This is a genomic window from Petralouisia sp. (assembly GCF_056822245.1).
Window position 1 is genome coordinate 1 of sequence record NZ_JBQIOP010000056.1, and the last position, 25,293, is coordinate 25,293.

24 protein-coding genes, 1 riboswitch and 1 other annotated feature are annotated in these 25,293 nt (G+C 45.0%); of the genes, 20 read left to right on the plus strand and 4 right to left on the minus strand.

Annotation, left to right across the window (positions count from 1 at the left end; translation table 11 throughout):
* Positions 1–179 precede the first annotated feature (179 nt).
* Positions 180–387, plus strand: a riboswitch (cobalamin riboswitch).
* A gap of 195 nt (positions 388–582) precedes the next feature.
* From ACTO17_RS16985 to ACTO17_RS17055, 15 genes are all read left to right on the plus strand, one after another.
* Positions 583–1,326: an energy-coupling factor ABC transporter permease gene (locus tag ACTO17_RS16985; RefSeq protein WP_172539555.1), complete on the plus strand. Its 744-nt coding sequence runs from the start codon at positions 583–585 to the stop codon at positions 1,324–1,326.
* Between the two features lie 67 nt (positions 1,327–1,393).
* Complete coding sequence (locus ACTO17_RS16990) at positions 1,394–1,708, plus strand: energy-coupling factor ABC transporter substrate-binding protein (RefSeq protein WP_172536103.1); 315 nt, start codon at positions 1,394–1,396, stop codon at positions 1,706–1,708.
* A gap of 49 nt (positions 1,709–1,757) precedes the next feature.
* Positions 1,758–2,001 (plus strand) — a binding site (T-box leader).
* 181 nt (positions 2,002–2,182) lie between these two features.
* Entirely contained in the window at positions 2,183–3,214 is a 1,032-nt protein-coding gene (locus tag ACTO17_RS16995) for an ABC transporter substrate-binding protein (protein WP_172536099.1), read from the plus strand.
* A 16-nt stretch (positions 3,215–3,230) separates the two neighbouring features.
* Positions 3,231–4,127: an ABC transporter permease gene (locus ACTO17_RS17000; RefSeq protein ID WP_482558761.1), complete on the plus strand. Its 897-nt coding sequence runs from the start codon at positions 3,231–3,233 to the stop codon at positions 4,125–4,127.
* Entirely contained in the window at positions 4,120–4,893 is a 774-nt protein-coding gene (locus ACTO17_RS17005) for an ABC transporter ATP-binding protein (RefSeq protein ID WP_482558762.1), read from the plus strand. Before ACTO17_RS17000 ends, ACTO17_RS17005 begins: the two co-directional genes overlap by 8 nt.
* 137 nt (positions 4,894–5,030) lie before the next feature.
* Positions 5,031–6,050: an Ig-like domain-containing protein gene (locus tag ACTO17_RS17010; protein ID WP_482558763.1), complete on the plus strand. Its 1,020-nt coding sequence runs from the start codon at positions 5,031–5,033 to the stop codon at positions 6,048–6,050.
* Positions 6,051–6,398: 348 nt separating this feature from the next.
* Complete coding sequence (locus ACTO17_RS17015; RefSeq protein WP_482558764.1) at positions 6,399–7,247, plus strand: P-loop NTPase; 849 nt, start codon at positions 6,399–6,401, stop codon at positions 7,245–7,247.
* 353 nt (positions 7,248–7,600) lie between these two features.
* A complete protein-coding gene (locus ACTO17_RS17020) occupies positions 7,601–7,771 on the plus strand; it encodes a hypothetical protein (protein ID WP_482558765.1) in 171 nt (56 codons plus the stop codon).
* A 135-nt stretch (positions 7,772–7,906) separates the two neighbouring features.
* Complete coding sequence (locus ACTO17_RS17025; protein ID WP_482558766.1) at positions 7,907–9,085, plus strand: ATPase, T2SS/T4P/T4SS family; 1,179 nt, start codon at positions 7,907–7,909, stop codon at positions 9,083–9,085.
* An 11-nt stretch (positions 9,086–9,096) separates the two neighbouring features.
* A complete protein-coding gene (locus ACTO17_RS17030) occupies positions 9,097–10,608 on the plus strand; it encodes a hypothetical protein (RefSeq protein ID WP_482558767.1) in 1,512 nt (503 codons plus the stop codon).
* Positions 10,609–10,665: 57 nt separating this feature from the next.
* Positions 10,666–11,001 carry a hypothetical protein gene (locus tag ACTO17_RS17035; RefSeq protein WP_482558768.1) on the plus strand — a complete coding sequence of 112 codons (336 nt, stop codon included), beginning with the start codon at positions 10,666–10,668 and terminating at the stop codon, positions 10,999–11,001.
* Positions 11,002–11,214: 213 nt separating this feature from the next.
* On the plus strand, positions 11,215–11,358 hold the full coding sequence (locus ACTO17_RS17040; protein ID WP_482558769.1) for a hypothetical protein: 144 nt from the start codon (positions 11,215–11,217) through the stop codon (positions 11,356–11,358).
* 11 nt (positions 11,359–11,369) lie between these two features.
* Complete coding sequence (locus tag ACTO17_RS17045; protein ID WP_482558770.1) at positions 11,370–11,846, plus strand: hypothetical protein; 477 nt, start codon at positions 11,370–11,372, stop codon at positions 11,844–11,846.
* Positions 11,843–12,442 carry a hypothetical protein gene (locus tag ACTO17_RS17050; RefSeq protein WP_482558771.1) on the plus strand — a complete coding sequence of 200 codons (600 nt, stop codon included), beginning with the start codon at positions 11,843–11,845 and terminating at the stop codon, positions 12,440–12,442. The genes ACTO17_RS17045 and ACTO17_RS17050 overlap by 4 nt, the downstream gene beginning before the upstream one ends.
* A gap of 20 nt (positions 12,443–12,462) precedes the next feature.
* The gene (locus tag ACTO17_RS17055; RefSeq protein WP_482558772.1) at positions 12,463–16,014 is read left to right on the plus strand and encodes an InlB B-repeat-containing protein; all 3,552 of its coding nucleotides are present in this window, start codon (positions 12,463–12,465) and stop codon (positions 16,012–16,014) included.
* 152 nt (positions 16,015–16,166) lie between these two features.
* Here the strand turns inward: ACTO17_RS17055 and ACTO17_RS17060 are convergent, their stop codons facing one another.
* Positions 16,167–17,258: an ABC transporter substrate-binding protein gene (locus ACTO17_RS17060; protein ID WP_482558773.1), complete on the minus strand. Its 1,092-nt coding sequence runs from the start codon at positions 17,256–17,258 to the stop codon at positions 16,167–16,169.
* A 154-nt stretch (positions 17,259–17,412) separates the two neighbouring features.
* On the opposite strand from ACTO17_RS17060, the gene ACTO17_RS17065 reads away from it, so the two are divergent.
* A complete protein-coding gene (locus tag ACTO17_RS17065) occupies positions 17,413–18,135 on the plus strand; it encodes a phosphatase (RefSeq protein WP_172536809.1) in 723 nt (240 codons plus the stop codon).
* A 110-nt stretch (positions 18,136–18,245) separates the two neighbouring features.
* A complete protein-coding gene (locus ACTO17_RS17070) occupies positions 18,246–18,548 on the plus strand; it encodes a YerC/YecD family TrpR-related protein (protein WP_172536810.1) in 303 nt (100 codons plus the stop codon).
* A gap of 245 nt (positions 18,549–18,793) precedes the next feature.
* On the opposite strand, the gene ACTO17_RS17075 is transcribed toward ACTO17_RS17070, so the two are convergent.
* The gene (locus tag ACTO17_RS17075) at positions 18,794–19,438 is read right to left on the minus strand and encodes a DUF1836 domain-containing protein (protein WP_482558774.1); all 645 of its coding nucleotides are present in this window, start codon (positions 19,436–19,438) and stop codon (positions 18,794–18,796) included.
* A gap of 148 nt (positions 19,439–19,586) precedes the next feature.
* On the opposite strand from ACTO17_RS17075, the gene pcrA reads away from it, so the two are divergent.
* The 3 genes from pcrA to rlmD all read left to right on the plus strand — a co-directional run bounded on the left by pcrA (position 19,587) and on the right by rlmD (position 23,868).
* Positions 19,587–21,830: a DNA helicase PcrA gene (gene pcrA, locus ACTO17_RS17080; RefSeq protein WP_482558775.1), complete on the plus strand. Its 2,244-nt coding sequence runs from the start codon at positions 19,587–19,589 to the stop codon at positions 21,828–21,830.
* A gap of 103 nt (positions 21,831–21,933) precedes the next feature.
* Entirely contained in the window at positions 21,934–22,188 is a 255-nt protein-coding gene (locus tag ACTO17_RS17085) for a hypothetical protein (protein WP_172536412.1), read from the plus strand.
* Positions 22,189–22,275: 87 nt separating this feature from the next.
* Complete coding sequence (gene rlmD, locus ACTO17_RS17090; protein ID WP_482558776.1) at positions 22,276–23,868, plus strand: 23S rRNA (uracil(1939)-C(5))-methyltransferase RlmD; 1,593 nt, start codon at positions 22,276–22,278, stop codon at positions 23,866–23,868.
* A 277-nt stretch (positions 23,869–24,145) separates the two neighbouring features.
* Here the strand turns inward: rlmD and ACTO17_RS17095 are convergent, their stop codons facing one another.
* Together ACTO17_RS17095 and ACTO17_RS17100 are read right to left on the minus strand one after the other, a co-directional pair.
* A complete protein-coding gene (locus tag ACTO17_RS17095; RefSeq protein ID WP_482558777.1) occupies positions 24,146–24,853 on the minus strand; it encodes a beta-xylosidase family glycoside hydrolase in 708 nt (235 codons plus the stop codon).
* A 6-nt stretch (positions 24,854–24,859) separates the two neighbouring features.
* On the minus strand, positions 24,860–25,150 hold the full coding sequence (locus ACTO17_RS17100; RefSeq protein ID WP_482558778.1) for a family 43 glycosylhydrolase: 291 nt from the start codon (positions 25,148–25,150) through the stop codon (positions 24,860–24,862).
* Positions 25,151–25,293 lie beyond the last annotated feature (143 nt).

The following is a 25,293-nucleotide window of genomic DNA, read 5'->3' on the forward strand; positions in this document are numbered from 1 at the left end:
GATTTTATAGTTCAAAATAGGAACGTATTGACAGTTTAGTCTATAAGATTGAATCCAAGCTGCCCTAAGAGAGCAAATATTAATTTAAGCGTCAGAGCTGGCAGGCAGATAAATTTCTGGACATTTGCAGGCCAGTGTGCTATGCTTAATACATACTGATCACCCGTGTCAGTATCAGGAAAAATATAATTGCAGAAGGTGCCTGTGGATGCACAGGATAATAGGGAAATGAGTGAGATTCTCATACGGTCCCGCCGCTGTAAAAGTGGAGTTTTATTCGTTCGGCTGATATTTTTACAGACAGCCGGAATACCACTGGGAAACCGGGAAGACAGAATAAAACGAAGAAGCTTAAGTCAGAAGACCTGCCTTTTGCAAAGGAATGCAAAGAGTCACGAGAGATGACTGGTTGCTTATATGCGACTGCCTGCTAAAAGCAGGCAATTGTCAGAATGCCGGTTTGCTGCGTGAAGTGCAGGAAATACGGCATTTTTTATTGCACAGTCTGCGGAAGGGGCGATTACGGTGTTACCTCTGACCGGATACGGGATTCTTTTACCGGAGTTCGAAAGGAGAAATGATATGACGAAACTACAAAAGAAATCAGTAATTTTATGCGCAGCTCTGTCTGCAGCCTTTGCGGCAGCGCCTGTTTCCAATGCCATGCATATTATGGAGGGATATCTTCCGCTGCAGTTCTGCATTGCCTGGGGTGCGGTGTGCGTCCCGTTTCTGGTGATGGGATTCTTCTCAATCCGGAACAAATTAAAGGAGAATCAGAGAAATATCACGATACTTGCCATGTCAGGAGCCTTTATTTTTGTGATTTCTTCCCTGAAAATTCCTTCCGTAACGGGAAGCTGCTCCCATATGACCGGAACCGGCCTGGGAGCCATTTTGTTCGGGCCGGGCGCAGTCAGCATTCTGGGTGTTATTGTGCTAGTTTTTCAGGCAGTTTTGCTGGCCCATGGGGGCCTGACCACCCTTGGAGCCAATACGTTTTCCATGGCGGTGGCAGGGCCGTTTCTGTCTTACGGCATTTATAAGCTCTGTAAGAAATGCAGGGTAAACCGCAGAGCCAGCGTATTTCTGGCGGCGGCGTTGGGGGATCTTTTCACTTACTGCGTCACCAGTATTCAGCTTGCTGTAGCCTATCCTTCCCAACAGGGGGGAATTCTGGCGTCCGCAGGAAAATTTCTGGCGGTTTTTGCGCCTACCCAGATTCCCCTTGCTGTCATCGAGGGGTTTTTGACCATGATCATTATGATTACCCTGGAAAATTATGCCCAGTCAGAGCTGAAAAATGTGGGGTACCTGGAAAACTGATGAAAAAGTATGAAGATAAGCTTTTGTGGGCAAAGCATTTGGGTGAAGTATACAGGAGGGATGCAGGATGAAGCGTTCAGATAAAAAAATAATAACAATCGTTCTGGCCATTGTGCTGCTGTTGATCATTGTTCCGCTGTTTGCGTTAAAAGGAGCGGAATTCGGCGGCTCGGATGATGCGGGAAGTCAGGAGATAGAGGCCATTGCAGGAGAGTATGAGCCCTGGTTTACCCCTGTTTTGGAGCAGCTCATTGGCGGTGAGCTGCCGGGAGAGGTGGAAAGCCTGATTTTCTGCGTTCAGACCGGCATTGGCGTGGGAATCATTGCCTTTTTGATGGGCCGTTTGGTGGAACGGAAAAAGTGGGAACAGCTGGAAAAGTAAAAAAACACTTGACATTACTGCTCTATCGTAGTAAAGTATAACACATATAGAAAAACCGATGAAAAAGAGTAGTAAGTTCTGGTTGAAGTCACAGAGAGCTGTATGTGGTGGGATTACGGCATGGAGACCTGAATGGAATGGACTTTTGAGGGCGGTCTGAACTCGTAATGGAAGTAGGAGCCGCCGGGAACCGGGCCCGTTATCAATCCGGCATGTATGATAGTACATGAGAGAGTGGACATTTGTCAATTTGAGTGGCACCGCGATAATAAGAACTTATTACCGTCTCAAGCTTTTGCTTGAGGCGGTTTTTTTATCTTATGGGAGTATCCCATAAGATAAAAAAACGATTACCGCACTGAGGCGGGAGTGAAAGATGCCGCTGAAGCGGCCCGCCGCAGGCGTAGAATCCAGCTTTGCAGGATTCTTTATTTCATCGGTTTTTCCAAATAAAAAAGAAAAGAGGAAACCGGTATGAAAAGAAAAACAATGGCAGTTTTAACAGCAATTACAATGACGGCAGCCCTGATTGCAGGCTGCAACAGCGCAGAAGGAACAGAGCGTGGGAAGAAGGGGCAGGACGGAGAAAAGACTTATACGGTGGGCATTTCCCAGTTTGCGGAGCACGGCTCTCTGGATAATTGCAGGGAAGGATTTTTAAAAGGACTAAAAGAAGAGGGCCTGGTGGAAGGAGAAAATCTGACGATAATTTACGATAATGCCCAGACGGATACGGGGACAGCAGGCACCATTGCAGAAGGATTTGTTTCTCAGAAGGTGGATTTGGTCTGCGCCATTGCGACACCCTGTGCCATGAGCGCATACAATGCATGTATGGAGACAGAGATTCCGGTAGTGTATACCGCGGTTTCAGACCCGGTGGAAGCAGGGCTGGCGGATAAAGACGGGAACCCTGCTGGCAATATTACAGGCTCCTCTGATGTGCTTCCAGTAAAGGCTCAGCTTGAGATGATACGAAATTTGATGCCGGAGGCCAAAAAAATCGGCATTATCTACACCACCAGCGAAGCCAACTCCATCAGCACCATTGCCAAATACAAAGAACTGGCAGGGGAATACGGATTTGAAATTGTGGATTCCGGCATTACCGCGCCTGCCGAGGTGGAACTGGCGGCTGCGGATTTGGTCAGCAAAACAGACTGTCTTACCAACCTGACGGATAATACGGTAGTGGACGCCTTACAGACTGTGCTTGCCGCTGCCAATGAGAAAAAAATTCCGGTATTCGGCAGCGAGATTGAACAGGTGAAGGCAGGCTGCGTGGCTTCCATGGGAATTGAATATGTGGAACTGGGCAGGCAGACGGGAGTGATGGCCGCAAAAATCCTGAAAGGGGAAGCGAAAGCATCAGAAACGCCCTTTCTTTCAGCCACAGAAGCGGAGCTTTATGTGAACAGGGCCGCAGCGGACAATATAGGGCTGGAGATGAAGGAAGAGTATGTGAAAGACGCAGCGGAAATTTTTACAGAAATAACGGCAGAATAGCGGATGGGGTGAGAATATGGCATTGATTTTAAGCGTACTGGAACAGGGACTTATTTACGGAGTGATGGCCCTGGGCGTGTATATTACCTATAAAATTCTGGATTTTCCGGATTTAACCGTAGACGGCAGTTTCCCTCTGGGAGCTGCCATCGCAGCGGTGATGATTACAAAAGGGATGCATCCCCTTCTCACCCTTGCAGTCAGTTTTGCAGCGGGAGGGGCGGCAGGAATGCTGACCGGAGTGATTCACGTAACATTGAAAGTGAGGGATCTGCTGTCGGGCATTATTATGATGACGGCCTTGTATACGGTGAATTTGAGGATCACCGGAAAAGCAAATGTTCCCCTGTACGGAAAAGTGACGGTTTTTGAAAACGGACTGACGGAAGGGTTCTTTCCGGAGGTTCTGAAATCCGTGGCTCCTCTGGTTGTAATAGCAGTTATTACAGCATTCGTGAAATATCTTTTGGATTGGTATTTAAGCACCCAGTCAGGATACTTGCTGCGGGCAGCGGGGGACAATGATACCTTTGTTACGTCTATGGGAGTGGAGAAAGGCAGGGTGAAAATCATCGGTCTTGCCATTGCCAACGGACTGGCAGCTCTGGGCGGCTGTTTATTTGCGCAGCAGCAGAGATTTTTTGATATTTCCATGGGAACCGGAACGGTGGTGATTGGCCTTGCCAGTGTAATTATCGGAACAAGTCTTTTGAAAAAAGCAGTGTTTTTGCGGGTAACTGCCAGTGTAATCCTTGGTTCTGTTCTGTATAAAGCCTGCGTGGCTTTCGCCCTCCGGTATATGAAGGTGATTCATTTGCAGTCCAAAGATTTAAAAATGGTGACCTCCGTATTATTTTTGCTGATTCTGGTTATTGCCCAGGAGAGAAAGAAGAAGGTGAAACAGAATGCTTGAATTGAAGAATATCACGAAATATTACAATCCGGGAACGGTAAATGAGCTGTGTTTGTTTGAACATTTTGACCTGGCTGTTTCAGATGGGCAGTTTGTGTCTGTGGTAGGCAGCAATGGTTCCGGGAAAACCTCCATGCTGAATCTTATTTGCGGCAGCATAGATGCAGATCAAGGGCAGATTTTAGTAAATGGAGATGACATTACCGGAAAAAAAGAGTTCGAACGTCATCGGAGCATTGGAAGAGTATTTCAGAATCCGGCCAAAGGCACCTGCCCTTCCATGACAATTTTTGAAAATATGTCCATTGCGGACCGCAAAGGAAAAGGTTATGGACTGAGACAGGGGAAAAACCGGAAAAAGGCAGAGACATACCGGGAAATGCTGCGGGATTTGAATCTTGGCCTGGAAGATAAAATGGAAGTAAAGGCAGGCGCTCTTTCCGGAGGCCAGAGACAGGCGCTGGCCTTGCTTATGGCCACCATGGCGCCCATTGAATTTCTGATTCTGGATGAACATACGGCGGCACTAGACCCCAGGACGGCAGAGCTTGTGATGGAGCTGACAGGCAGGATTGTGAAACAGAAGCAGGTCACCACCATTATGGTAACCCATAATCTCAGGTATGCGGTGGAATATGGGGATCGTCTTTTAATGATGCATCAGGGGAAGGCTGTAATGGACTGCACAGGAGAAGAAAAGGCCGGGCTTAAAGTAGAAGATATCCTTAAGACTTTTAACGAAATCAGCATTGAATGCGGGAATTAGCGTCCGCATTTTAAAATAAAGCGGGAGAACCTCTTTACAACTGCAGCATTCCGTGTTATATTAGAAAAGTCACAGACCTTTGTGTTTGTGATTTCTGATATAAACCGGGGTTCCTGTCTGTGAAATGGAGGAATGTTATGTCAGAATTTTTATCGAAGAAGAGAAAAGTCTTAAGAGCAGCAGCTTTGTGCATTACAGTGATGATGCTGTTTCTTTCCACGAACCAGTCGGCAACCGTTTTTGCAGCTTCCAATGTGGAGTTTGTAATCCTGAATTCTTATTCCAAAACCATGAAAATCGGAGACGAGCAGTATCTTCTTGCCATTACGTCAAATGGGAAAAAACCGTCTTTTTCATCCAGTGATTCCAAGATTGCCTCTGTCAATACTTATGGCAAAATTACGGCAAAAAAGCCGGGAACAGTGAAAATCACGGCAAAAATCCGAAATGGAGAAGCAAGCTGCACCGTTAAGGTACAGAAAACAAAGCTTCAGTTAAGCGCAAAAGAAATCCGTCTGGAAAACGGACAAAGCGCCAGATTAAAAGTCAGTTCTTCCACGGGGCATCCCGTAACCTATAAAAGCAGCAAAAAAAGCATTGCAACCGTAGATAAAGACGGAATGATTACCGCCAGAAAACCAGGCAGTGCAGTAATTACAGCTACTGTGGATAAAATATCCGAAAGCTGTAAGGTTACGGTGAAAAAACCCGCGGTCAGTATCAGTAAACGGTCTGTTTCCCTGTATCGGAAGCAAACGGTCCGTTTAACTGTCAAATCAACCTCAGTAAGCGTTCCCAAGTGGAAAAGCAATAAGAAAAGCGTTGCCTCAGTGGATCAAAAGGGCGTGGTGACAGCCGTAAAAAACGGCAGCGCCATCATTACAGTAACGGTAGACGGAGTAAGCAAAAGCTGCGAAGTCACAGTGAAAAAGCCTGTGGTTAAATTTGCAGAAAGCGAAATCACCATGGCAAAAGGCGAAGTCAGGAAAGTGAACGTGTCGGTTTCTTCCGGAAACAAACCGGTCTTTTCAAGCTCCAATTCCAGTATTGCGTCGGTGGATGAGAATGGGGTGATTTCGGCAAATGAACCTGGGAAAGCCTATATTTACGCCAAAGAGGACGGGGTAAAGAGCCGGCAGCGGGTGATTGTAACATAAGAATCGGCAGCGGGTGATTGTAACATAAGAATCGGCAGCGGGTGATTCTTAACATAAGAATCGGCAGCAGATGATGGATTCAGAAAATGACTGTGAAATATAATTAATCTTGCAGGAATCCCGGTGTATCGCTTTTGCAATGAAAGATCACGGCAGATTACGCAGAATGAATTTTCCGGAAATGGGGAAATAATTTGCAAAAAGCCCTATACTTATCTGCCGGATATGCTTATAATATACCTTGTGAGAAGAAGGCAGGAGATATTTAACCGCCGGAGTAATATTTCAAACTGCCTTCAGAAAAGATACCGCTTAACGGCGGTGTGATTAGCGCAAGGAGGAAATAAAATGGCAGAGAATCAGGAATGCAGCAGTGCGTCAAGCTGCTCCAGAGAGAGTTGTGAAGGGTGTCCCAGCCGTAATGGCGGCGGGCCTCAAAGTTTTATAGAAGAATTGAATCCTTTTTCCAGTGTAAAAAAGGTCATTGGCATCGTCAGCGGAAAAGGCGGGGTGGGAAAATCTTTCGTTACAGCGTCTTTAGCGTCCGCAATGAAAAAACAGGGATATGAAGTGGGTATTCTGGACGCAGACATTACAGGGCCGTCCATTCCGAAAATGTATGGAATTCACGGGCCGGCGGAAGGAAATGATATGGGACTGTTTCCAATTCCGGCTCAGGACGGAAGCAAAATTATGTCGCTGAACCTTTTAATGGACGATGAAGAAGCTCCGGTCGTTTGGCGGGGGCCTGTGATTGCGTCAACGGTGAAGCAGTTCTGGCATGATGTGTACTGGGGAGATTTGGATTATCTGTTTGTGGATATGCCGCCGGGAACCGGTGACGTGCCTCTGACGGTGTTTCAGTCCCTTCCGGTAGATGGAATTGTAATTGTAACCTCCCCTCAGGAGTTGGTTCAGCTGATTGTGAAAAAGGCCATCCATATGGCCGGAATGATGAATATTCCGGTGCTTGGCATTGTGGAAAACTACAGTTACCTGAAATGTCCCGATTGCGGGAAAGAAATCAAGATTTTCGGAGAAAGCCGTCTGGAAGAGGCAGCGGCGGAGCTGAATATTCCTGTGCTTGGAAAAATGCCGCTGAATCCGGAGTTTGCAGAACTGGCGGATGAAGGAAAATTCCACAGCGTGGAAAATCCGTATCTGGAAGAAGCAGTGAAAAAAATAGAAAATATTTAGTGTCTTTTGACATGGGAAAAGCCTTGCGGAAAGCGGATTTGCTTTCCCGGGGCTGTTTTTTAATCCGAAAAATTTGTGGAAAATTCCCAATTGCTTTTTGTCAGATTAGGGGTTACAATGCCACTACAGAAGCAATTCTGGTTACAGATTTATTACAGGGAATCTGTGCAGGGCACAGGTTCCAGTCTATCTTACCGTCGGCTATTTCTTGGCCGGCACACACAATCTTTTTATTTCTGCATAAGAATAAAACATTTATTCTTTATCAATTGGCAGGTTAGTTCGCCAATTACCAATGCATGAAATGTACAGCAAAACCGTGGATGATTCTGTCCGCAGAAAGGAGGAACTGTATGAAAGTAATTTTTGAGGAGTACAGCGGAATTATTATTACGGCAGTTGCAATTATTGCATTAATTGCCGTAGTAGGGCTGCTGCTGGCTGCAGACGGGCCGGTGCATACTGCGTTCGTAAATCTGATAAAAGAATTATTTGAAAAAGCAAGTGTTCCTAAGAGTATGTAAAATTTCATAAAAGCAAAACAGCGGGCGGGAATCCGGCAGCAAAACAGGTATGTTGACAGCGTCATTACAGGGTATCAGACCAGTGAGCAGCCGCTGCCCGGCCGGCTGAAAAACGATACCTGAGCACGTATTTATTTGACGAGTGCGTTACAGCTTTTCTTAAGTGAGAAGAAACGGCTGGCAGATGATTCGGCTGACAGGTTATGTCTGGAAAGGAATGGCGAAAGTATGAAATATAACTGGGAGTTAACAGAAGCGGAGTTTGGGCCCTTCTACCCGTATATTCAGGATAAAAATGTAACAGATATTGATTTTAACGGGAAAACACTGTGGGTAGCTGACTTAAAGAAAGGCAGATACCGGGCAGAAGCCGAGATCTCAGAGGAATTTGTGGAGCGGTTTACCCACCGGATTGCAAACCGGGTGAACAAGTCCTTCAACCGGGCAAACAATGTTTTAGAGGCAGAAACCAACGAACTGCGTATCAGCATTGTCCATGAATCGGCGGCCGTATCAGGCAGAAGCATCTGCATCCGCAAATCTCTGCCCAAGGTACGTCATACGGTGGAAAGCATGTTAGACAGCGGATATTGTTCGGTGGAAGTGCTGAGTCTGCTGATTAATTGTGTGAAAGCAAAGATGAATTTTGCATTTTGCGGGGAGCCGGGAGTAGGAAAAACGGAATGCGCCAAGTTTTTCTCCCGTTTTATTCCGGCCAACCAGAGGGCTATCACCATTGAAGATAATCTGGAAATGCATTTTCATGAAATCAATCCGGAGAATGACTGCGTGGAACTGCAGGTAAGCAAGGAATTAAGTTATACCGATGCCATCAAACTGTGCTTGAGGCAGAACCCCAAATGGATTATTTTGTCGGAAGCCAGATCTACGGAGGTGCAGTATTTGTTGGAGCAGTGGTCTACAGGAGTGTATGGGTTTACCACGCTGCATCTGGATGATTTGCGGAATCTGCCGGATCGGATTATGAACATGATTGGAAGATCCAGAGATGCAGACCGTCTGGAAAATTATATTTATGAATTTATCAGCGTGGGAGTGCTGATCCGGCAATACGAAAATGAACAGGGAATGTTGGAGCGGTATATTGATCAGATGTGTTTTTATGACCGCCAAAAGGGAAAAAATGAGATATACCTGTTGGTGGAGGATGGAAAGCTGATTTCCAGAACCATCCCCAGGGATATTTTAAAGCGTATGGACAGGGCGGGAATTGCAAAGCCCTTCCAGTGTGTGGAAACCTGTCCTTATGAGCCGCTGGATGTGGAACTGGTGAAAGCGGCAAGGATGGCATGACAGGAGGGAGGATGAAGAAATCGAAAGAGAAAAAAAGAAAACAGTCCGGAATTTTCTATCTGTTTCATCCGGAGGATTTGCAGAAAAAGATCGACGGGTACGGATACAGTTTTTCCATGGGAAGGTATGTGATGTTCCTTCTGACTGCTCTGACAGGCACAGTGGGATGCGGGATTTTGTTTTCCCTGCACTGGTATTATATTCTGATTCTGGCGGCGGCCTGTCTGGGGAATCTGCCCTTTTTGATTCTGGATGGGTATAAGCAGATGTATGAGCACAAGTGTTTTCTGGATGTTTCGGATTACATGGAGCAAATCTTGTATTCTTTCCGCATGAACCCTAAGATTGTCAGCGCGTTAAAAGATACCGGCTCTCTTTTTGAAACCGGGCGGATGCACCATGCAATCAGCTGTGCGGTGGATTATATTGAGCAGGGAAAATACCGGTGGGATTTGTATGGAGAGGCATTGGAAATTATCGAAAGAGAATACCCCGCAAACCGTCTGCCGTCCATTCATGAATATCTGCGGATGGTGGAAAGCAACGGCGGAGCCTGCAGCGGGGCAATTGATCTGTTACTTCAGGACAAGGCTGTCTGGGCAGACAATGTGCTGCTTTTGCAGGAGGATAAGAAAGCGGCCCGTCTGAAAGTGATTTTTTCTCTGGCAGTCACTATGATTCTGGCCGTGACCTTTCACAGTGTATACCGTTCCATGCCAGAACAGTATTCCATTGTGGAGCATCCGGTAACTCAGGCGGCTACCGCATTGTATCTGCTTTTGAATGTTCTGATTTTTAGAAAAGCCAACCGGGAAATTGCCGGAAGCTGGCTTGTACAGGAAAACAAAGAAGAAGAAAAACTGTCGGAGTATTACCGTATAGTGACGGAATTTGAGGAAGCAAAGGAACGGAAAAAAAGTCTGATTTTAGGCGGAACCGTGCTGCTTACAGGCCTGGGAGCCTGGAGTCTGGGACATCCTTTTGCAGCTCTGGCCTTGGCGGGAGCCGGAGCAGCGCTGCTGAATCAGCATAAAATGGGATACCGTCTTGCCTATGACAGGGTTGTGAAGGAAATTAACCGGGTGTTTCCAGCCTGGCTGATGGAAATGGCATTGCTGATGCAGGGAAACAACGTGCAGGTTTCCATTGAAAAGACCATAGAACATGCGCCGGCTGTGCTGAAGGCAGAATTGCAGAGACTTTCTGACCGCTTAAAGAGCCGGCCGGACGCCATAGAGCCTTATCTGGATTTCCTGAAAATGTTTCAGCTTTCTTCAGTGCAGTCCTCTATGAAGATGCTCTATGCAATTTCAGAATCGGGAAGCGGAGATGCACAGGCACAGATTCAGATTTTAGTGCAGAGGAACAGCAAAATGCTGGATAAATCAGAAAAACTTTCCAATGAGAAAAGCCTTGCAGGGATTAATGGAATCTTCTATCTTCCACAGATTACAGTATCCTTTCAGACCATGGTAAATATGGTGGTGTTTATGGTAGTGTTCTTGGGACAATTGAAAATTTAGATTCAGATAAGCAGGCAGCCAGATGGAACAAGTGTAAAATGCAAAGGAGAAGTACAGATGGGACAAGTGCTAAAAACGTATCTGGGGTTGTTTTTCCTGCTGATAATGGGACTGGTGGGAATAGGAGTTGTGGCAGCCGGAATCGAAGTGACTGCCGCCAGAAATTATCACGCAGATGTGATTAGCCAGGTAGAATGCAGCAATTTTAACGCAGGCGTTATTTCCGCCTGTAAGAATCAGGCAGGCGAGAGAGGGTATCAGCTTGAGGTGGCGGAACTGGTCTATGATGGGGAAGGAAATCAGAGAATGGCTGAGATTATTCTTTCCTTTGAGTATTCCATTCCGGTGCTGAACCTGGTGTCCGAGCATGAAGTGCGCGGGTTTGCAAGATAAGGAGGCAGGATGAAAAGTATATTTGAGGAATTTGGAGGGACAGTCGTTTATGTGATTGCCGGAGGCGGTTTTCTTGGGATCTTTGGTTATTTGCTCAGTATGATCATATAAGAGCAGGAACTGAAATGTGAGGTAAGGTATTGAGATAAGAAAATATACCGAACTACCAGGCAGTGCATTGGGAATAAAATAAGCGGAACAGGAGGAATTATAATGAAAGAAATTATAGAAGAATATGCAGGAGTGGCAGCAGGAGGAGTTGCGGCAATGGCAATTTTAACCATGGCGGTGGAATTTGTTTTAGGAGGTTCCGGATTGTATGGAGTTATCCTGGGATTTTCCCAGAGCATTTGTTAAAGGGGAACGGGATGAAACAGAGCTATAAAATATTGTCAGAGCTGCTTTTGGCCGGCATTGTGTGCGGGATGCTTTTGGGAATTTTGGCCGGCACAGCATTGCTGCCCCGGTTGGGGGAGCAGATGAAAACGGAACAGGAAAGTTATTCCAGGTATCAGGACGCTGTGCAGATGAAAGCAATTTGTAACAGAAAGCCGCCGGAATTGGTTCGCAAAGGAGCCGATGTCTGGAATCCCGGGGAAACGGTTTTGCTCCATCAGGTATTTGAAGCAATGGATGAAGAAGGAAACCAGCTGGATATTCAGGTATTGGATATTCAGGATGCTTTTGGAAACAGCAGGATGGAATGGTATGACAAAGCAGGCCATAAGGCAGTGTTTTTAAAAAGAGGAACCTATACGCTGAAGCTTCGGGCGGCAGATGGTCAGAAGAAACCCACGGTCAGAACATTTATGCTGCTGATTGACCGCAGACAGGGAGGAATATGAAACATACGGTATACGGCATATCGCTGACGGCCCTTGCGGTTCTGATAATTGCAATTGTATTGGGAGTCAGTGGAAAAAATGTGCGGAAAAATGAAATGGAAACAGCGCTGAATACAGCCATTGAACAGTCTTTAGAGCAGCTTAGGCTGAAAAAGGCCCAGAACAGGCAGGAGTTCGCGGGGTATCAGGAATTGATTGCAGATTTCAACGGGCTGCTGTTGTCCCAGATAGAGTCAGATTCGGAGCTTCAGGTGGAGATTCTTACTGCGGATGAAAAAAAGGGCATCCTGGATGTAAGAATTACGCAAAGTTATCAGACGATTCTTGGAAGAGAGCAGAAAGCTGTGTGCAGGAAATCAGTAATTCTGGAAGAATATTCCGGGAAAAAAGGATATCATACAGTCACTTTTCTGGTGGATGGAGAGACTTATTGCCGGTACTCCCTGTATGAAGGCAGCAAACTCATACAGCCCAAACATCCGCAGAAAGAAGGAAAAGTATTTCAGTACTGGGCGAAACAGGGAGAACATCAGGAATTTGTGTTGGAAGAGATGAAGGCGGAGGATGAGCTTGTGCTAGAAGCTGTGTTCCGATAAATTGTAAGCAAGGAGGAAATATGGGAAGCAGGATCGTAAGTTTGCTTTTGTCCTTTGCGCTGATGACAGGAATTGTGAATGTTCCGAAGGCAGAAATGAGGCAGGACAGGGCAGAACAGAATTGTGTGACAGAGGAAAAAATAAAAAAGCAGGAGACATCAGAAGAACAGGACTTGCTTCGGGAGGATGCGGCAAGGCAGAATAGATTTGACAAATCAGAGGACGCCATACTGTTTTCTGAAGAGGTCAGCGTTCCGAAATTTGCAGCAGCGAGAGCGGCAGAAAATGAAAAGTATGTGGAAAAAAACGGGTATTTTTACATATTTGTGCGGAAAGAGGGAGAAAGCGCCGAATTGGGGCACTGGTACAAGTTAAATGTAAGTGTTCCCACGCTGACGGCCCAGAAATCGCAGGACATTACCTGGGGAATGACGTATATAGGAAGAATGCCCAAAGAAGAACTGGATCATGTTGTGGAATGGATTGTTGTGCAGGGAGACAAAGGCAGCAGTGAAAAAGATAATTATTCTCTTCAAATTGAAAAAGGGAAGAACTGGGAGAAAACAAGGCAGGATGGACTTGGAACGAATCCGGTTATGGGAGAGCCGGCTCCGAATCTGGAGGAGCTGAGGCCCCAGGGATACCCTTACAAAGAGAGATATTATATGCTTTGCGGGAAACTGAATTACACCGTAAAGGGATATCGGATGTATTTTGATAATTCTGTATTCCATGATATGAAAGGAATGGACATAGAGAAGGAAAACAGTCAGATACAGAAGAAAGATTCTAAACTGGAGAAAGATGAGGCATCCTGGACGGGAGACGGATATTTTAAATTCGCCATTGACACCAATAATGTGGGAATGACCAATTACGGGGCTTCCGGAGAATTTCATCACTCTATGTACGGATTTTATCTGAAGCCCAATCAGTACACAGTGAAATATGACGCCAACGGGGGAACCGGAACCGTGAAATCCCAGTCAGCTGTTTATGATGCGAATTTCAAGCTGCGGAAAAACAGTTTTGTCCGGGAAGGGTATACCTTTGCCGGGTGGAATATGCTTTCAAATGGAAAAGGAACAGGCGGCGCAGAGGGGCAGAGCGTGAAGAATCTGACAGACGTTCACAAAGGAACAGTAACAATGTATGCTCAATGGCTGCCGAACCAATTGTCTGTGACATATGATGCAAATGGCGGAACATCCGCCGGCAAGCCTTATCAGATTGGAACTTATGTGAACCAATGGAATTATGAGACGCCTGCCAGCGCACCGGAGAAGTTTGCTTCTTTCGGCCTTACAAAGGCAGGATATTCCAAACGCGCCGGAGCAGAATGGAATACTGCCGCAAACGGAACAGGAACCTCTTATCAGGAAAACAAGGCATATGGAATGCTGGAGTATGCTGCTGATTTAAAAACCGGAGACAGAAGCCGGAGGCTGTATGCCCAGTGGGAGCCCAACCTTTATACGGTTACACTGGATCAGAGGCTGACGGGTTTAGAATCCAAAGGAACGGAAGCTGTCTATGAAAAATATGAAAACGGATGGTATCTGGATCAGGGATGCACCCGTATTTTAAAAGACAGAAACAGAACCGGAAGCATTGAGATTCCTCAAAAAAGCGGTTATGTTTTTCAGGGATATTATAATGCGGCGGCAGGCCAAACCCAGATGATTGACGGGACAGGAAAAATGACGTCCGCAGGAATTGCAGATTATAAACAGCTTGGCAATGCTTCCTGGTATGCCCGTTATCATTGCCTGATGTCCTGTGAGGATTATGCAGATGTTCCCTGCGATTTTGAGAAAACAGAAGGAGACGCCAGGGAACAGACAGGAGTTCTGCTTACCGTGGAACAGGGGCAGACGGTTGTAAAGTCAGGACAGGCGGGAATTACAGCTTCCCTGACCGGAAAACCGGAGGGAACAGCGGTGGGCCAGTTCTGTTCTTCTAAAGCTGGAGGTTCTGTGTCCGGTTCTTCCGGAAATACACAAACGGTTTTTCTGCCGTTGACGCCCCAGGAAGGAGCGGCCTATCAGTTGAAAGTGTCATGTGCGGGCAGACTTCTCTGTGACCGGACCGTGTATTTTAAAGAGGGCAGATTCCGTATGCTGGCAAAACTGGGAACAAAGGAGAAAAAAGAAATTGCCCAGGGCGGTTCTGCTGCAGGAAGCTTATGGGGAACCGCGGATACGGAATATCCGCTGTATCGGTATGCAGGCTGCAGCCAGTTAAAAAATATCCAGTCTCCGGGAACGGTATACCGGTATTATCAGTATGGAGACGTAAATATGGCATACAGCGGAAACGGAGCAACATCCGGCAGAAATATACTGGAATATGATGTTCCAATGGAAAATATGCATCAGTTCCGGCAAAATGAATTTGCCAGAGAAGAAAAGAAAATGAAGTATACAGAAGATGGGAAGCCTTATGAATGCAACGTAAAGTATGGTTTTACAGGATGGCAGCTAAGCGCCGGAAAGCTTTGGCAGGAACGGAGCCGGGAATTGGCTTTGCGGATTTACAGGCAGGCCGAAGGGGAACAGGCAATATTGAACAGAACCTGGGAATCATTAGCTTCTTATCAGGTGGAACGTCCCGGCAAACCTGGAAATCATTCACAGGAATATATTAATTTTCTGGCAATGTGGAATGCATTTCCAACGATTACCGTAACACCGGGAAGCAGTCTGGAAGTTTATGAAGGAGAGGAGGTAGATAAGGAGGATTTAATCAACTGTCTGACAGCCCATGACGAAGAGGATAATCATAAAGAAAACAGGCCCTATCAGCCGGATTTGAATGATAAAGTGAAGATTGTCAAAATTGCTTATCCCAAATCTCAGAATGGAAGTCAGCCGTCGTATGAAAAAGCGTACCCAAAGGATGTGCCGAAGGATTTTCTGCTGGATACATATTATCTGAAACTGGAAAAGGGGGAAACAGTGGATGTACTGGTGACTTTTTCTGTGACAGATTCCAATGGAAATACCACAGAAGAGGAATTTCCAGTAAAGGTGAAATATAACAATTATCCGGAAATCAACAGCGAAGATATTTTTTATTATTTTAAAGAAGAGGCAAATAGAGGGGAAATTACAGAAGAGGCTCTGGTGAAAAGAGCAGAAGCTCAGGATGCAGAAGACGGAATGCTTACAGATAAACTGAAACTGAAGGACTTTGACGGCCAGGCTGTGAAGCTGCAGACAGAATCCAGAGCGGAGTTTGAGATCACGTATCAGGTGACAGACGCTTATAAAAAGACTTCTTATAAGACAGTAAAATTGGAAGTGGTGGATGAAGAGGCGGCCATAGCGGAGATGCCGAAATATTATGTCCGTTATATTTCTGAAAAATATCTGGATACCCTGGAAGAAAATTCCGTTTGGCGAAAACCTGAGAATTATGCGTATCTGAAACAGGCTTTGGCCAATGAAACAGCTATGGAAACCTGGAAATTTACCCATGGAGATATAGGGGCAGTACGGGAGTGGATGTCTGAAAATAAACCGGGAAAGGCACAGGATTTTCTGAAAAAATTTTCATATTGCAGGAAATAGCGAGGGAACGGCGGCCGGAAAAAGAAGCTGCCAGGAAAAATTTGCAGACAATATATGGTTGTGGGATGGAACGGGTCACAACCATATATTGTGAAGCTTTGCCATATTTTTTATTGGTCTGTCAGCATTTGCCTTTCGTTATTCTGTATGGGTTATTGCGCCGCTTTTTCGGCAAAGGAGGTATTGACTAAATCCTTCCATGCAGGCCGGTCTGTAAGTTCTCCGGATTCTGAAAGGATATCGAGAAGCAAATCGAAACTGGATGCTTCAAAAATCAGGTTTTCTTTCCAGGTATCCTGCTGATGGTATCTGGCCACAATGGAAGTCAGCGTTTCCATCTCTGTTTCCTTGAATTGAGGCGCGATGGCTTTGGCGATTTCTTCCGGCGTGTGGGCGAGAGTATAATCCATGCCTTTCTGAAGGGCATTGGTAAATTTTTGAATTATGTCAGGGTGTTCTTCAATATAGCTGCTCTTAGCGCTGAAGGCGGTGTAAGGCACATATCCGGAATCGACTCCCAGGGAAGCGACCACATATCCGGCCCCTTCTGCTTCAAGTGCAGTTGCGCCAGGCTCGAATTCAACAGAGAAATCTCCTTTACCGCCTGAAAATGCAGCGGCAGTGGAACCAAAATCAATGCTCTGATCAATGGAAAGATCTGCGGCAGGGTCAATTTGATTTTGCCGCAAAATGTATTCAAAAACCATTTCAGGCATACCGCCTTTTCGGCCGCCCAACACTTCTTTGCCGCATAAATCAGACCAGGAAAAATCAGGCATTTCTTCCCGGGCTACCAGGAAATTGCCGGCGCGCTGGGTAAGCTGGGCAAAGTTGATTACACGGTCGGTAGAACCTTCGTTATAAGTGTAAACGGTAGTTTCCGGTCCCATAAATCCAATTTCCGCTTCCCCGGAAAGTACGGCTGTCATGGTCTTATCTGCACCGAATCCGGTGACAAGGGTCAGATTGATACCTTCTTCTTCAAAATATCCCTGTTCAATGGCAACATACATCGGTGCGTAGAAAATGGAATGCGCAACTTCATTTAAGGTGACATCTGCCAGAGCAGTTTCCGAAGGCTCTTTTGAGTCTTTATCGGAAGCTTCCCCGGGGGCTTTACTGGAAGCAGTGTTTGAGGATTCCTGTTTTGGGGCTTTTGTCGTTTTGGAACACCCGCAGACGTTCATCAGCAGTAGGGTAAGGCATATTGCCAGTGAAATAGCATGTAACAGATTTTTTTTCATAATACCTCCATTCAGATAATGGCGCTCTTTATTTGTATTAGAATATGTAAAAAGAAAAGAATGTGTGTCATTTGAACGATCTGATTGTCTTGCAATTCCAGAATAAAACAGCTAAAATGTAAGATAGAAATGCAAGATAGAAAAGAGGAAAAATATGCTGGATAAAATGGATTTGCATACACACACAACCATGAGCGGACATGCCTATAATACCCGCAATGAGATGATACAGGCAGCCTGGGAGAAAGGGCTTCAGATTTATGGGATTACAGAGCATGCCCCTGCCATGCCGGGAAGCTGCCACAATATGTATTTTTCAAATTTCCGGGTACTGCCGAGAAGATACAAGGATATGACGGTTTTATACGGTGCGGAACTGAATATTCTTGACTTTGGGGGACGTGTGGATTTACCGGAATCTTTGTTAAAGGAGATGGATTTGACGCTGGCCAGTATCCATCTGCCCTGCTATCTGCCGGGAACGGCAAAGGAGAATACAGATGCTTATGTGGAGGCCATGAAGAATCCGTACGTCAATATCATTGCCCATCCGGATGATGTGCGTTTTCCCATTGATTATGAAAGGCTTGTGAAAGCGGCAAAAGAGTATCATGTGCTGTTGGAGGTGAATAATGCATCCCTGTCTCCGACCAGTTTTCGGGGAGATCCCAGGGAGCGGTACAGGGAACTGCTGCAGTTGTGTATGGTCTGGAAAGTTCCGGTGGTGATGGATTCGGACGCCCACGCAGATGTGTTGGTGGGGAATCACGAATTTGCAGAGGAAGTGTTGAAAATGGCCGGATTTCCGGAAGAACTGGTGGTAAATTATCATCATGAACTGCTGAGGGAATATATTAACAGAGGGGAACTGGTATAGCATAGAATAAAAATATGTATTTACTTCATAACTTTAGTATGATAAAATCATCGGAGAAGCATTTATAAGACAGAAAGATAAAAGGAGTACTACATAAAGGAGAATGGCGTATGAGCAAAAAATTAAGGACAGAAGCCGTAGACCATTTATTTGAAGCAATACTGAGCCTGGAAAATAAAGAAGAGTGTTATACCTTTTTTGAGGATGTATGCACAGTGAATGAATTGCTGTCATTGTCTCAGCGGTTTGAGGTGGCAAGAATGCTCAGAGCACAGAAAACATATCTGGATATTGCAGAGAAAACAGGTGCCTCTACAGCTACAATCAGCAGGGTCAACCGATCCCTGAATTATGGAAATGACGGCTATGATATGGTTTTTGCCAGAACGGGAATGGTTCAGAACGAAGGTTAGCGCAGCAGCGAATGGCTCTAGTATGATAGGCCAAAACTGCCGGAATGTCTTTTTGTATACAAACTGGGCAATTCGGCAGTTTTGACCTATGAGAACACGATCGATCAAATGTTTCAGAAACAACGATATATTGTGTATAAATTCCATTTTCTGACAGTCCCGTTTTCATATTAAGAGAGAAATTATTTGTCAGAATTCCTGATATGTTTTGCAGCGGATTTGTCCTCCGAAGATTTCGGCCGCTTTCAGGATGGCTTGTCCTCGGCAGCGTTTTTGGCCCGTTTTGCAGCAGTTTTGTCTCCGGTGGGGATTTTTGCATCAATCAATTTTTCAATTAATTGTTTCTTTATATAAACGTCAAAACTCAGCATACAAAGGAAAGAAAAACGCTGCAGGCCTGCCTGTTCTTCTCCGGTGAGATTTGCAAAAGTCTGCTGACTGGTATGGTACTTGCGGGTAATGTCTTTTTGCATGTTTTGGATTTCGGACTCTGCAAGGCGAAATACCTCAGAGTAAATACTTTCCAGATTGAGATCTGAATCAGAAGCAAAATACCGGTCAGTAATGGGATTCAGAATGGCCTGTATATCGCCGATACTCAAAATATTTTTCAGATAGTAAATAAAAATCAGTGTCAGAAGATGCTCTTTGGAATATTTCTTTTTCACCGGAGGCGGGAGCAGGTTGTTCTTGGCATAATTGTTAATCATTGTTTTTGTCAATACCTTGTCCTCAGAATGGCGTTTTGAGATGGAGAGCCGGTCATCCATAAAAGTAGTGACCTGATCCATGTACAAATCTATATTTGGGAGTTCTTCCGGTTTAATGTAATCAATGCGGGCAAGACTGTCCAGAATGCTGTTCAGTAAATCTTTATTATCTATTGTCATTTATTTCACCTCAGAGTATATTATATAGTAATAAAAACCGGATCACAAGTGTTTTGTTATTTTTTCTGGAAGATGATGGAAAACAGGTTGAAAAATGACGAAATATTTACTATAATAAACATACGTTTGAAAGATGAGAGGATAAAATATGAGTATGTATGATAATTTAAATTCCATGCAGCAGGAGGCGGTATTTCACACGGAAGGCCCGGTGCTGATTCTGGCCGGCGCAGGTTCCGGAAAGACCAGAGTGCTGACGCACAGAGCGTCTTATCTGATCGAGGAAAAAGGCGTAAATCCCTGGCATATTATGGCAATTACTTTCACCAATAAAGCGGCAGGAGAGATGCGGGAGCGTATTGACAGCCTGGTGGGATTTGGTTCTGAGAGTATCTGGGTGTCTACCTTTCATTCCACCTGCGTGAGAATTTTAAGACGTCATATTGACCGTTTGGGGTATGACACGAATTTTACGATTTATGATGCAGATGATCAGAAAATATTAATGAAGGACATCTGCAAGCGTCTCCAGATAGATACGAAGATTTATAAAGAAAAAAGTTTTCTGGGAGTGATTTCTTCCGCCAAAGATGAATTGATTTCTCCGGAGGAATTTACCCTGCGTGCTGCAGGTGATTTTGCAAAAGAAAAACAGGCGGCTGTTTACCGGGAATATCAGGCGGCTCTTCGCAAGAACAATGCACTGGACTTTGATGATTTGATTGTAAAAACGGTAGAGCTTTTCCAGAATGACGCGGAAGTGTTGGATTATTATCAGGAACGGTTTCGCTATATTATGGTGGACGAGTATCAGGACACGAACACGGCCCAGTTTCACCTGATTAAGCTGTTGGCAGAGAAATACCGGAATCTGTGTGTGGTGGGAGACGATGATCAGTCCATTTATAAATTCCGGGGCGCTAATATTAAGAATATTTTGAATTTTGAAGAGATATATCCGGATGCCCAGGTAATTAAGCTGGAACAGAATTATCGTTCCACCCAGAACATTTTAAATGCTGCAAACAGTGTGATTGCCAATAATGTGGGAAGAAAAGCAAAGGCGTTGTGGACGGATCACCCGGAGGGAGAGAAAATCAATTTTCAGCAGTTTGAGACAGCTTATGAAGAGGCTGATTACATTGCGGCAGATATCAGAAAGAAGGTAAGCGAAAATGGAGGACATTACGGCGGCTGTGCGATTCTCTATCGGACGAATGCCCAGTCGCGGCTTTTTGAGGAAAAATTTGTAGTATCGAATATCCCCTATAAAATTGTGGGCGGTATTAACTTCTATGCCAGAAAGGAAATCAAGGATTTACTGGCATATTTAAAGACCATAGACAATGGGCGGGATGATCTGGCAGTCCGCAGGATTATCAATGTGCCGAAACGTGGAATCGGCGCAACGACACTGGGACGCGTACAGACTTATGCAGAAGAACAGGGCCTTAGCTTTTATCAGGCATTGCGTGCAGCGGATGAGATTTCAACGATTGGCAAAGCCGGCATGAAAATCAGGCCGTTTGTTAATTTCATCCAGACTATGCGGAGCAAAGTGGAATATTTAGGAGTGTCCAAACTGCTGCAGGAAATTATCGAAGAGACAGGATATGTGGCAGAATTAGAGGCGGAGAGCTCTGACGAGGCGCAGGCCCGGATTGAAAATATTGACGAGCTGATCAGCAAGGCTGTAGCCTACGAAGAATCAGAAGAATCGCCTACCTTGAGCGGATTCCTGGAAATGGTGGCCCTGGTTGCGGACATTGACAATCTGCAGGAAGGCAGTGATTATGTAGTATTGATGACGTTACATAGCGCCAAGGGACTGGAATTTCCAAATGTATATTTGGCCGGAATGGAAGATGGCATGTTTCCCAGCTACATTACCATTATTTCAGACGATCCTTCGGAAATAGAGGAGGAGCGGAGGCTGTGTTATGTGGGAATTACCCGCGCAATGACAGATTTGACGATTACCTGTGCAAAACAGCGTATGATTCGGGGAGAAACGCAGTATAATAAAGTATCCCGGTTTGTAAAAGAAATTCCGGAAACGCTGCTGGGCGGTATGGCACGTTCCCGGCAGAAGCCGAAAGAAACCTCAGAATCTGCCGGACAATCTTTCCGGCAGGCTTCGTCTAAAGTAAAGCCTATTTTCAGCACCAGAAACAGTTATCAGTCCAGGCAGGCTAATTCTTTTGCAAGCAGCAGTACGGATAAGATAACGTTGGAATACGGCAGCGGAGATCGGGTAAAGCATATGAAATTTGGAGAAGGGACAGTAGTGCAGATCGTGGAAGGCGGCAGAGATTATGAGGTGACAGTTGCATTTGATCGGGTAGGGACGAAAAAAATGTTTGCTTCTTTCGCAAAACTAAAAAAAGTATAAAATTTCAAAAAATTGGTATGCTAATAGATAAATATGTGTTATACTTATAAGAACAATTGGTTGATACATTCAACCCCCAAAAAGAGGAGAAGGAGCGGTAATCATGAGCAGAGAAAAGATTGATGAATTGTTAAGTACAGTGAAATTGAATGAGTTGTTGCACAAACAGGAAGAAGAACAGAAAAAGTCTAAGGTGCTTTGGATTTGTGCAATTGCAGGTGCGGTGGTAGCAGTGGCAGCAATCGCATACGGCGTCTATCGTTTCTTTACACCAGATTATCTGGAGGACTTCGAAGATGATTTCGAAGACGATTTCGAAGATGATTTCTTTGATGATGAGGATGAAACTGAAGAATAGGAATCAGTTTCCGGAACTCCCGCATGGTTATGTGGGAGTTCTTTTTCGGTAAGCGTTAGTTCTAGATACGATTCAGCAGGAGGAAAAATGAAAAAGGGACAAATCTATGCAGGTACAGTGGAAAAAGTTGCATTTCCAAATAAAGGAATTGTCAGGACAGAAGATGGTAAAATTGCCGTGGTAAAGAATGTAACGCCGGGTCAGAAAATATCTTTTTCCGTCAATAAAGTGAGAAAGGGAAAAGGGGAAGGCAGGCTTTTGGAGGTTTTGGAAAAGTCCCCTCTGGAACTGGAATCTGCACCCTGTGAACATTTTGGAATCTGCGGCGGATGCACGTTTTTAAATCTGGACTATGAAACCCAGTTGAAATTAAAAGAGCAGCAGGTGAAAGAACTGCTGAAGCCGGTATGTATTTTCGATGGGAAGAGAGACAGCAGTATGTCTTTGGAAGAGAAATTTGAGGGAATCCGAAGAAGCCCCCATCAGTTTGGCTATCGGAACAAGATGGAATTTTCCTTTGGAGACAGCTGCAAGGACGGTCCGTTATCATTGGGAATGCATAAAAGAGGAAGCTTTCATGATATTGTGACAGTGGATGGCTGCAAAATTGTGGATCAGGATTATTCTGAGATTTTATCAGCTGTACTGTTTTATTTCCAGAGCTGCGATAATCCAATGGATGGGAAAGCAATGATTTTTGAAAATCCGGTGGATGGGAAAATATTGAATTGTGATAATCCGATGGATAGGAAAGTAGCAAATTGTGAAAATCCAGTGGACAGAAAAGAGGTAAATGACGAAAATTCAATAGACACAAAAGAACGAAAGGGCATTCCTTATTATCATAAAATGCGCCATATAGGGTATCTGCGGCATCTCCTGGTGCGGAAAGGGGCAAAAACGGGAGAGATTCTTGTGGACTTGGTGACAACGACTCAGATTAGCGGAGAAGCAGAAGATAAGATTCTGGAAGGATTTCGTGATGCGCTTTTGGAATTGAAACTGGAGGGGAAGATAGCAGGAATTCTGAATACCCACAATGACAGTTTGGCAGATGCAGTGATTAATCAGGGAACCAGGATTTTGTACGGTCAGGATTATTTCTATGAAGAATTGCTGGGGCTGCGTTTTCAGATTTCGCCCTTCTCTTTTTTCCAGACTAACTCTCTGGGAGCGGAGGTTTTGTATGAGACGGCCAGAGAATATATTGCAGATGCCGGAAATGGAAAGGTTGTATATGATTTGTACAGCGGAACAGGGACAATTGCACAAATTCTTGCATCGGTGGCGAAAAAGGTTATCGGAGTAGAGATTGTGGAAGAGGCAGTGGAAGCGGCAAAGAAAAATGCTGCCTGTAATCATCTGGAGAATTGTGAATTTATTGCCGGCGATGTGCTGAAAGTGTTGGATCAGATTAAAGAAAAACCGGATTTTATCGTGTTGGACCCGCCCCGGGAGGGGATTCATCCCAAGGCACTGGAACGGATTATCCGCTATGGTGTGGAGAAGATGGTCTACATTTCCTGTAAACCTACCAGTCTGGCAAGAGATTTGGAGGCACTGCAGGAAGGAGGGTACCAGGTGGAACGGATTTGCTGCGTGGACATGTTTCCGGCTACAGCAAATATAGAAGTTGTGTGTTTGCTATCCAAACTTAAATCTATAAATTACCCGAGTTAAACAGAAATATGGAATGGTATAATAAACCCACATCATACTAGCCTGCCGTCCGTCGGGCCGCATGGCCATCCAAACTATGGAAGCCAAAGGATTTCATAGTTTGGATGGTGCAAGCGAAATGTATTAGTTATGATATCTGGGTTAGTACTACAGAGAACAATATATTGCTCCGGTAGTTCTCCTGTTCCATTTCTTGAAAGCAAATTGATTTTATTGCATAATATGCCTATTCCAATCGTCACCATAATCGGTAGGACACTGCTTAAAACTCCGGAAATCACTTTCGCCTCCTATTCAATGCCGGCATATACATCTGCCTGATAATCAAAAAAATCAAAATCTGCGTAATGCGGGTGTCCGCACAGGTAATACCCACCATAGTTCCTGTAAATTCTCCGCATTTGCAGTATTCATCGGAGAATTTCGTAGTATCAAATATCCGTCCTATCTTTTCATATGTTTCATTATCATAACTCCATTCAAACCAGGATTTTCTTCCTTCAATATAAAGCCGCAGATAAATGGGGCGGTCCTCCACAGGAATTCTGGTATTCAGCAGTTCTGTTTTTTTGCCGTTTTCCAGATGGATGACGGAAATCGCGCTCTGGCCCAGCGTTTCGCTGTAATATTTTCTCAGATTGATGTAGTTCATATTATCGTAATATAAAATTAATCCTGCGCTGTGCTGATGAACTTGTGGAATAGACTCCATCTTTGTTGTAATTCTTGCATATACACTGGTCAGCTTCCGTGCCAGAATACTGACCTTATTCAAAGATGTCCGGGATTCCTGCCCCCGAAGCCTTACATATCCCGGGCGAGCTTTCACATCTGCAAAATTTTGCGGCATGATGCGCGGCGCATAATAATAATTTCCCAGTTCTTCCCCTTCAAAATCATCGAAATCCGGTATATTCGGCATCGGCGTCTCGGGAAGAGAACTTTCCGGAATTTCCATTTTTGCCAAATTACTGCCATCCGCCATACGAAGCTATCCATCCTCTGTCCACATCATTTTCTGGATTGCCGTTTCTCTTCCAAGTGTGCACCGAAGTTCCGGTACAAAGGGGCGTGCGCATAAATGGACCAGATACACTTCTCCTGTGGGAAGCTCCACATAGCTTCCATGTCCCGATTTCTGAAGCGCTGAGCCAGGATTATAATACTTTGGTTTTAAATGATCCGCATCCTGGCGCTCATAAGATTCTCCCGGAACGCTGGTGACAATTGGATTTTTTGGTTCTTTTTCATAGGGGCCCCATACATTTCTGGAACGTCCCATTGTTACACAGTGATTGTATCCGGTTCCCCCCTTTTGCGCACATATTACTCCGGCGGTTAAATATCGATGTTTTTACTTGCTTAAATTTCCATCTGCCACGTTGTGCCCGATAAAGCGGGGCAGACCCTCATCAATCGTTGTAG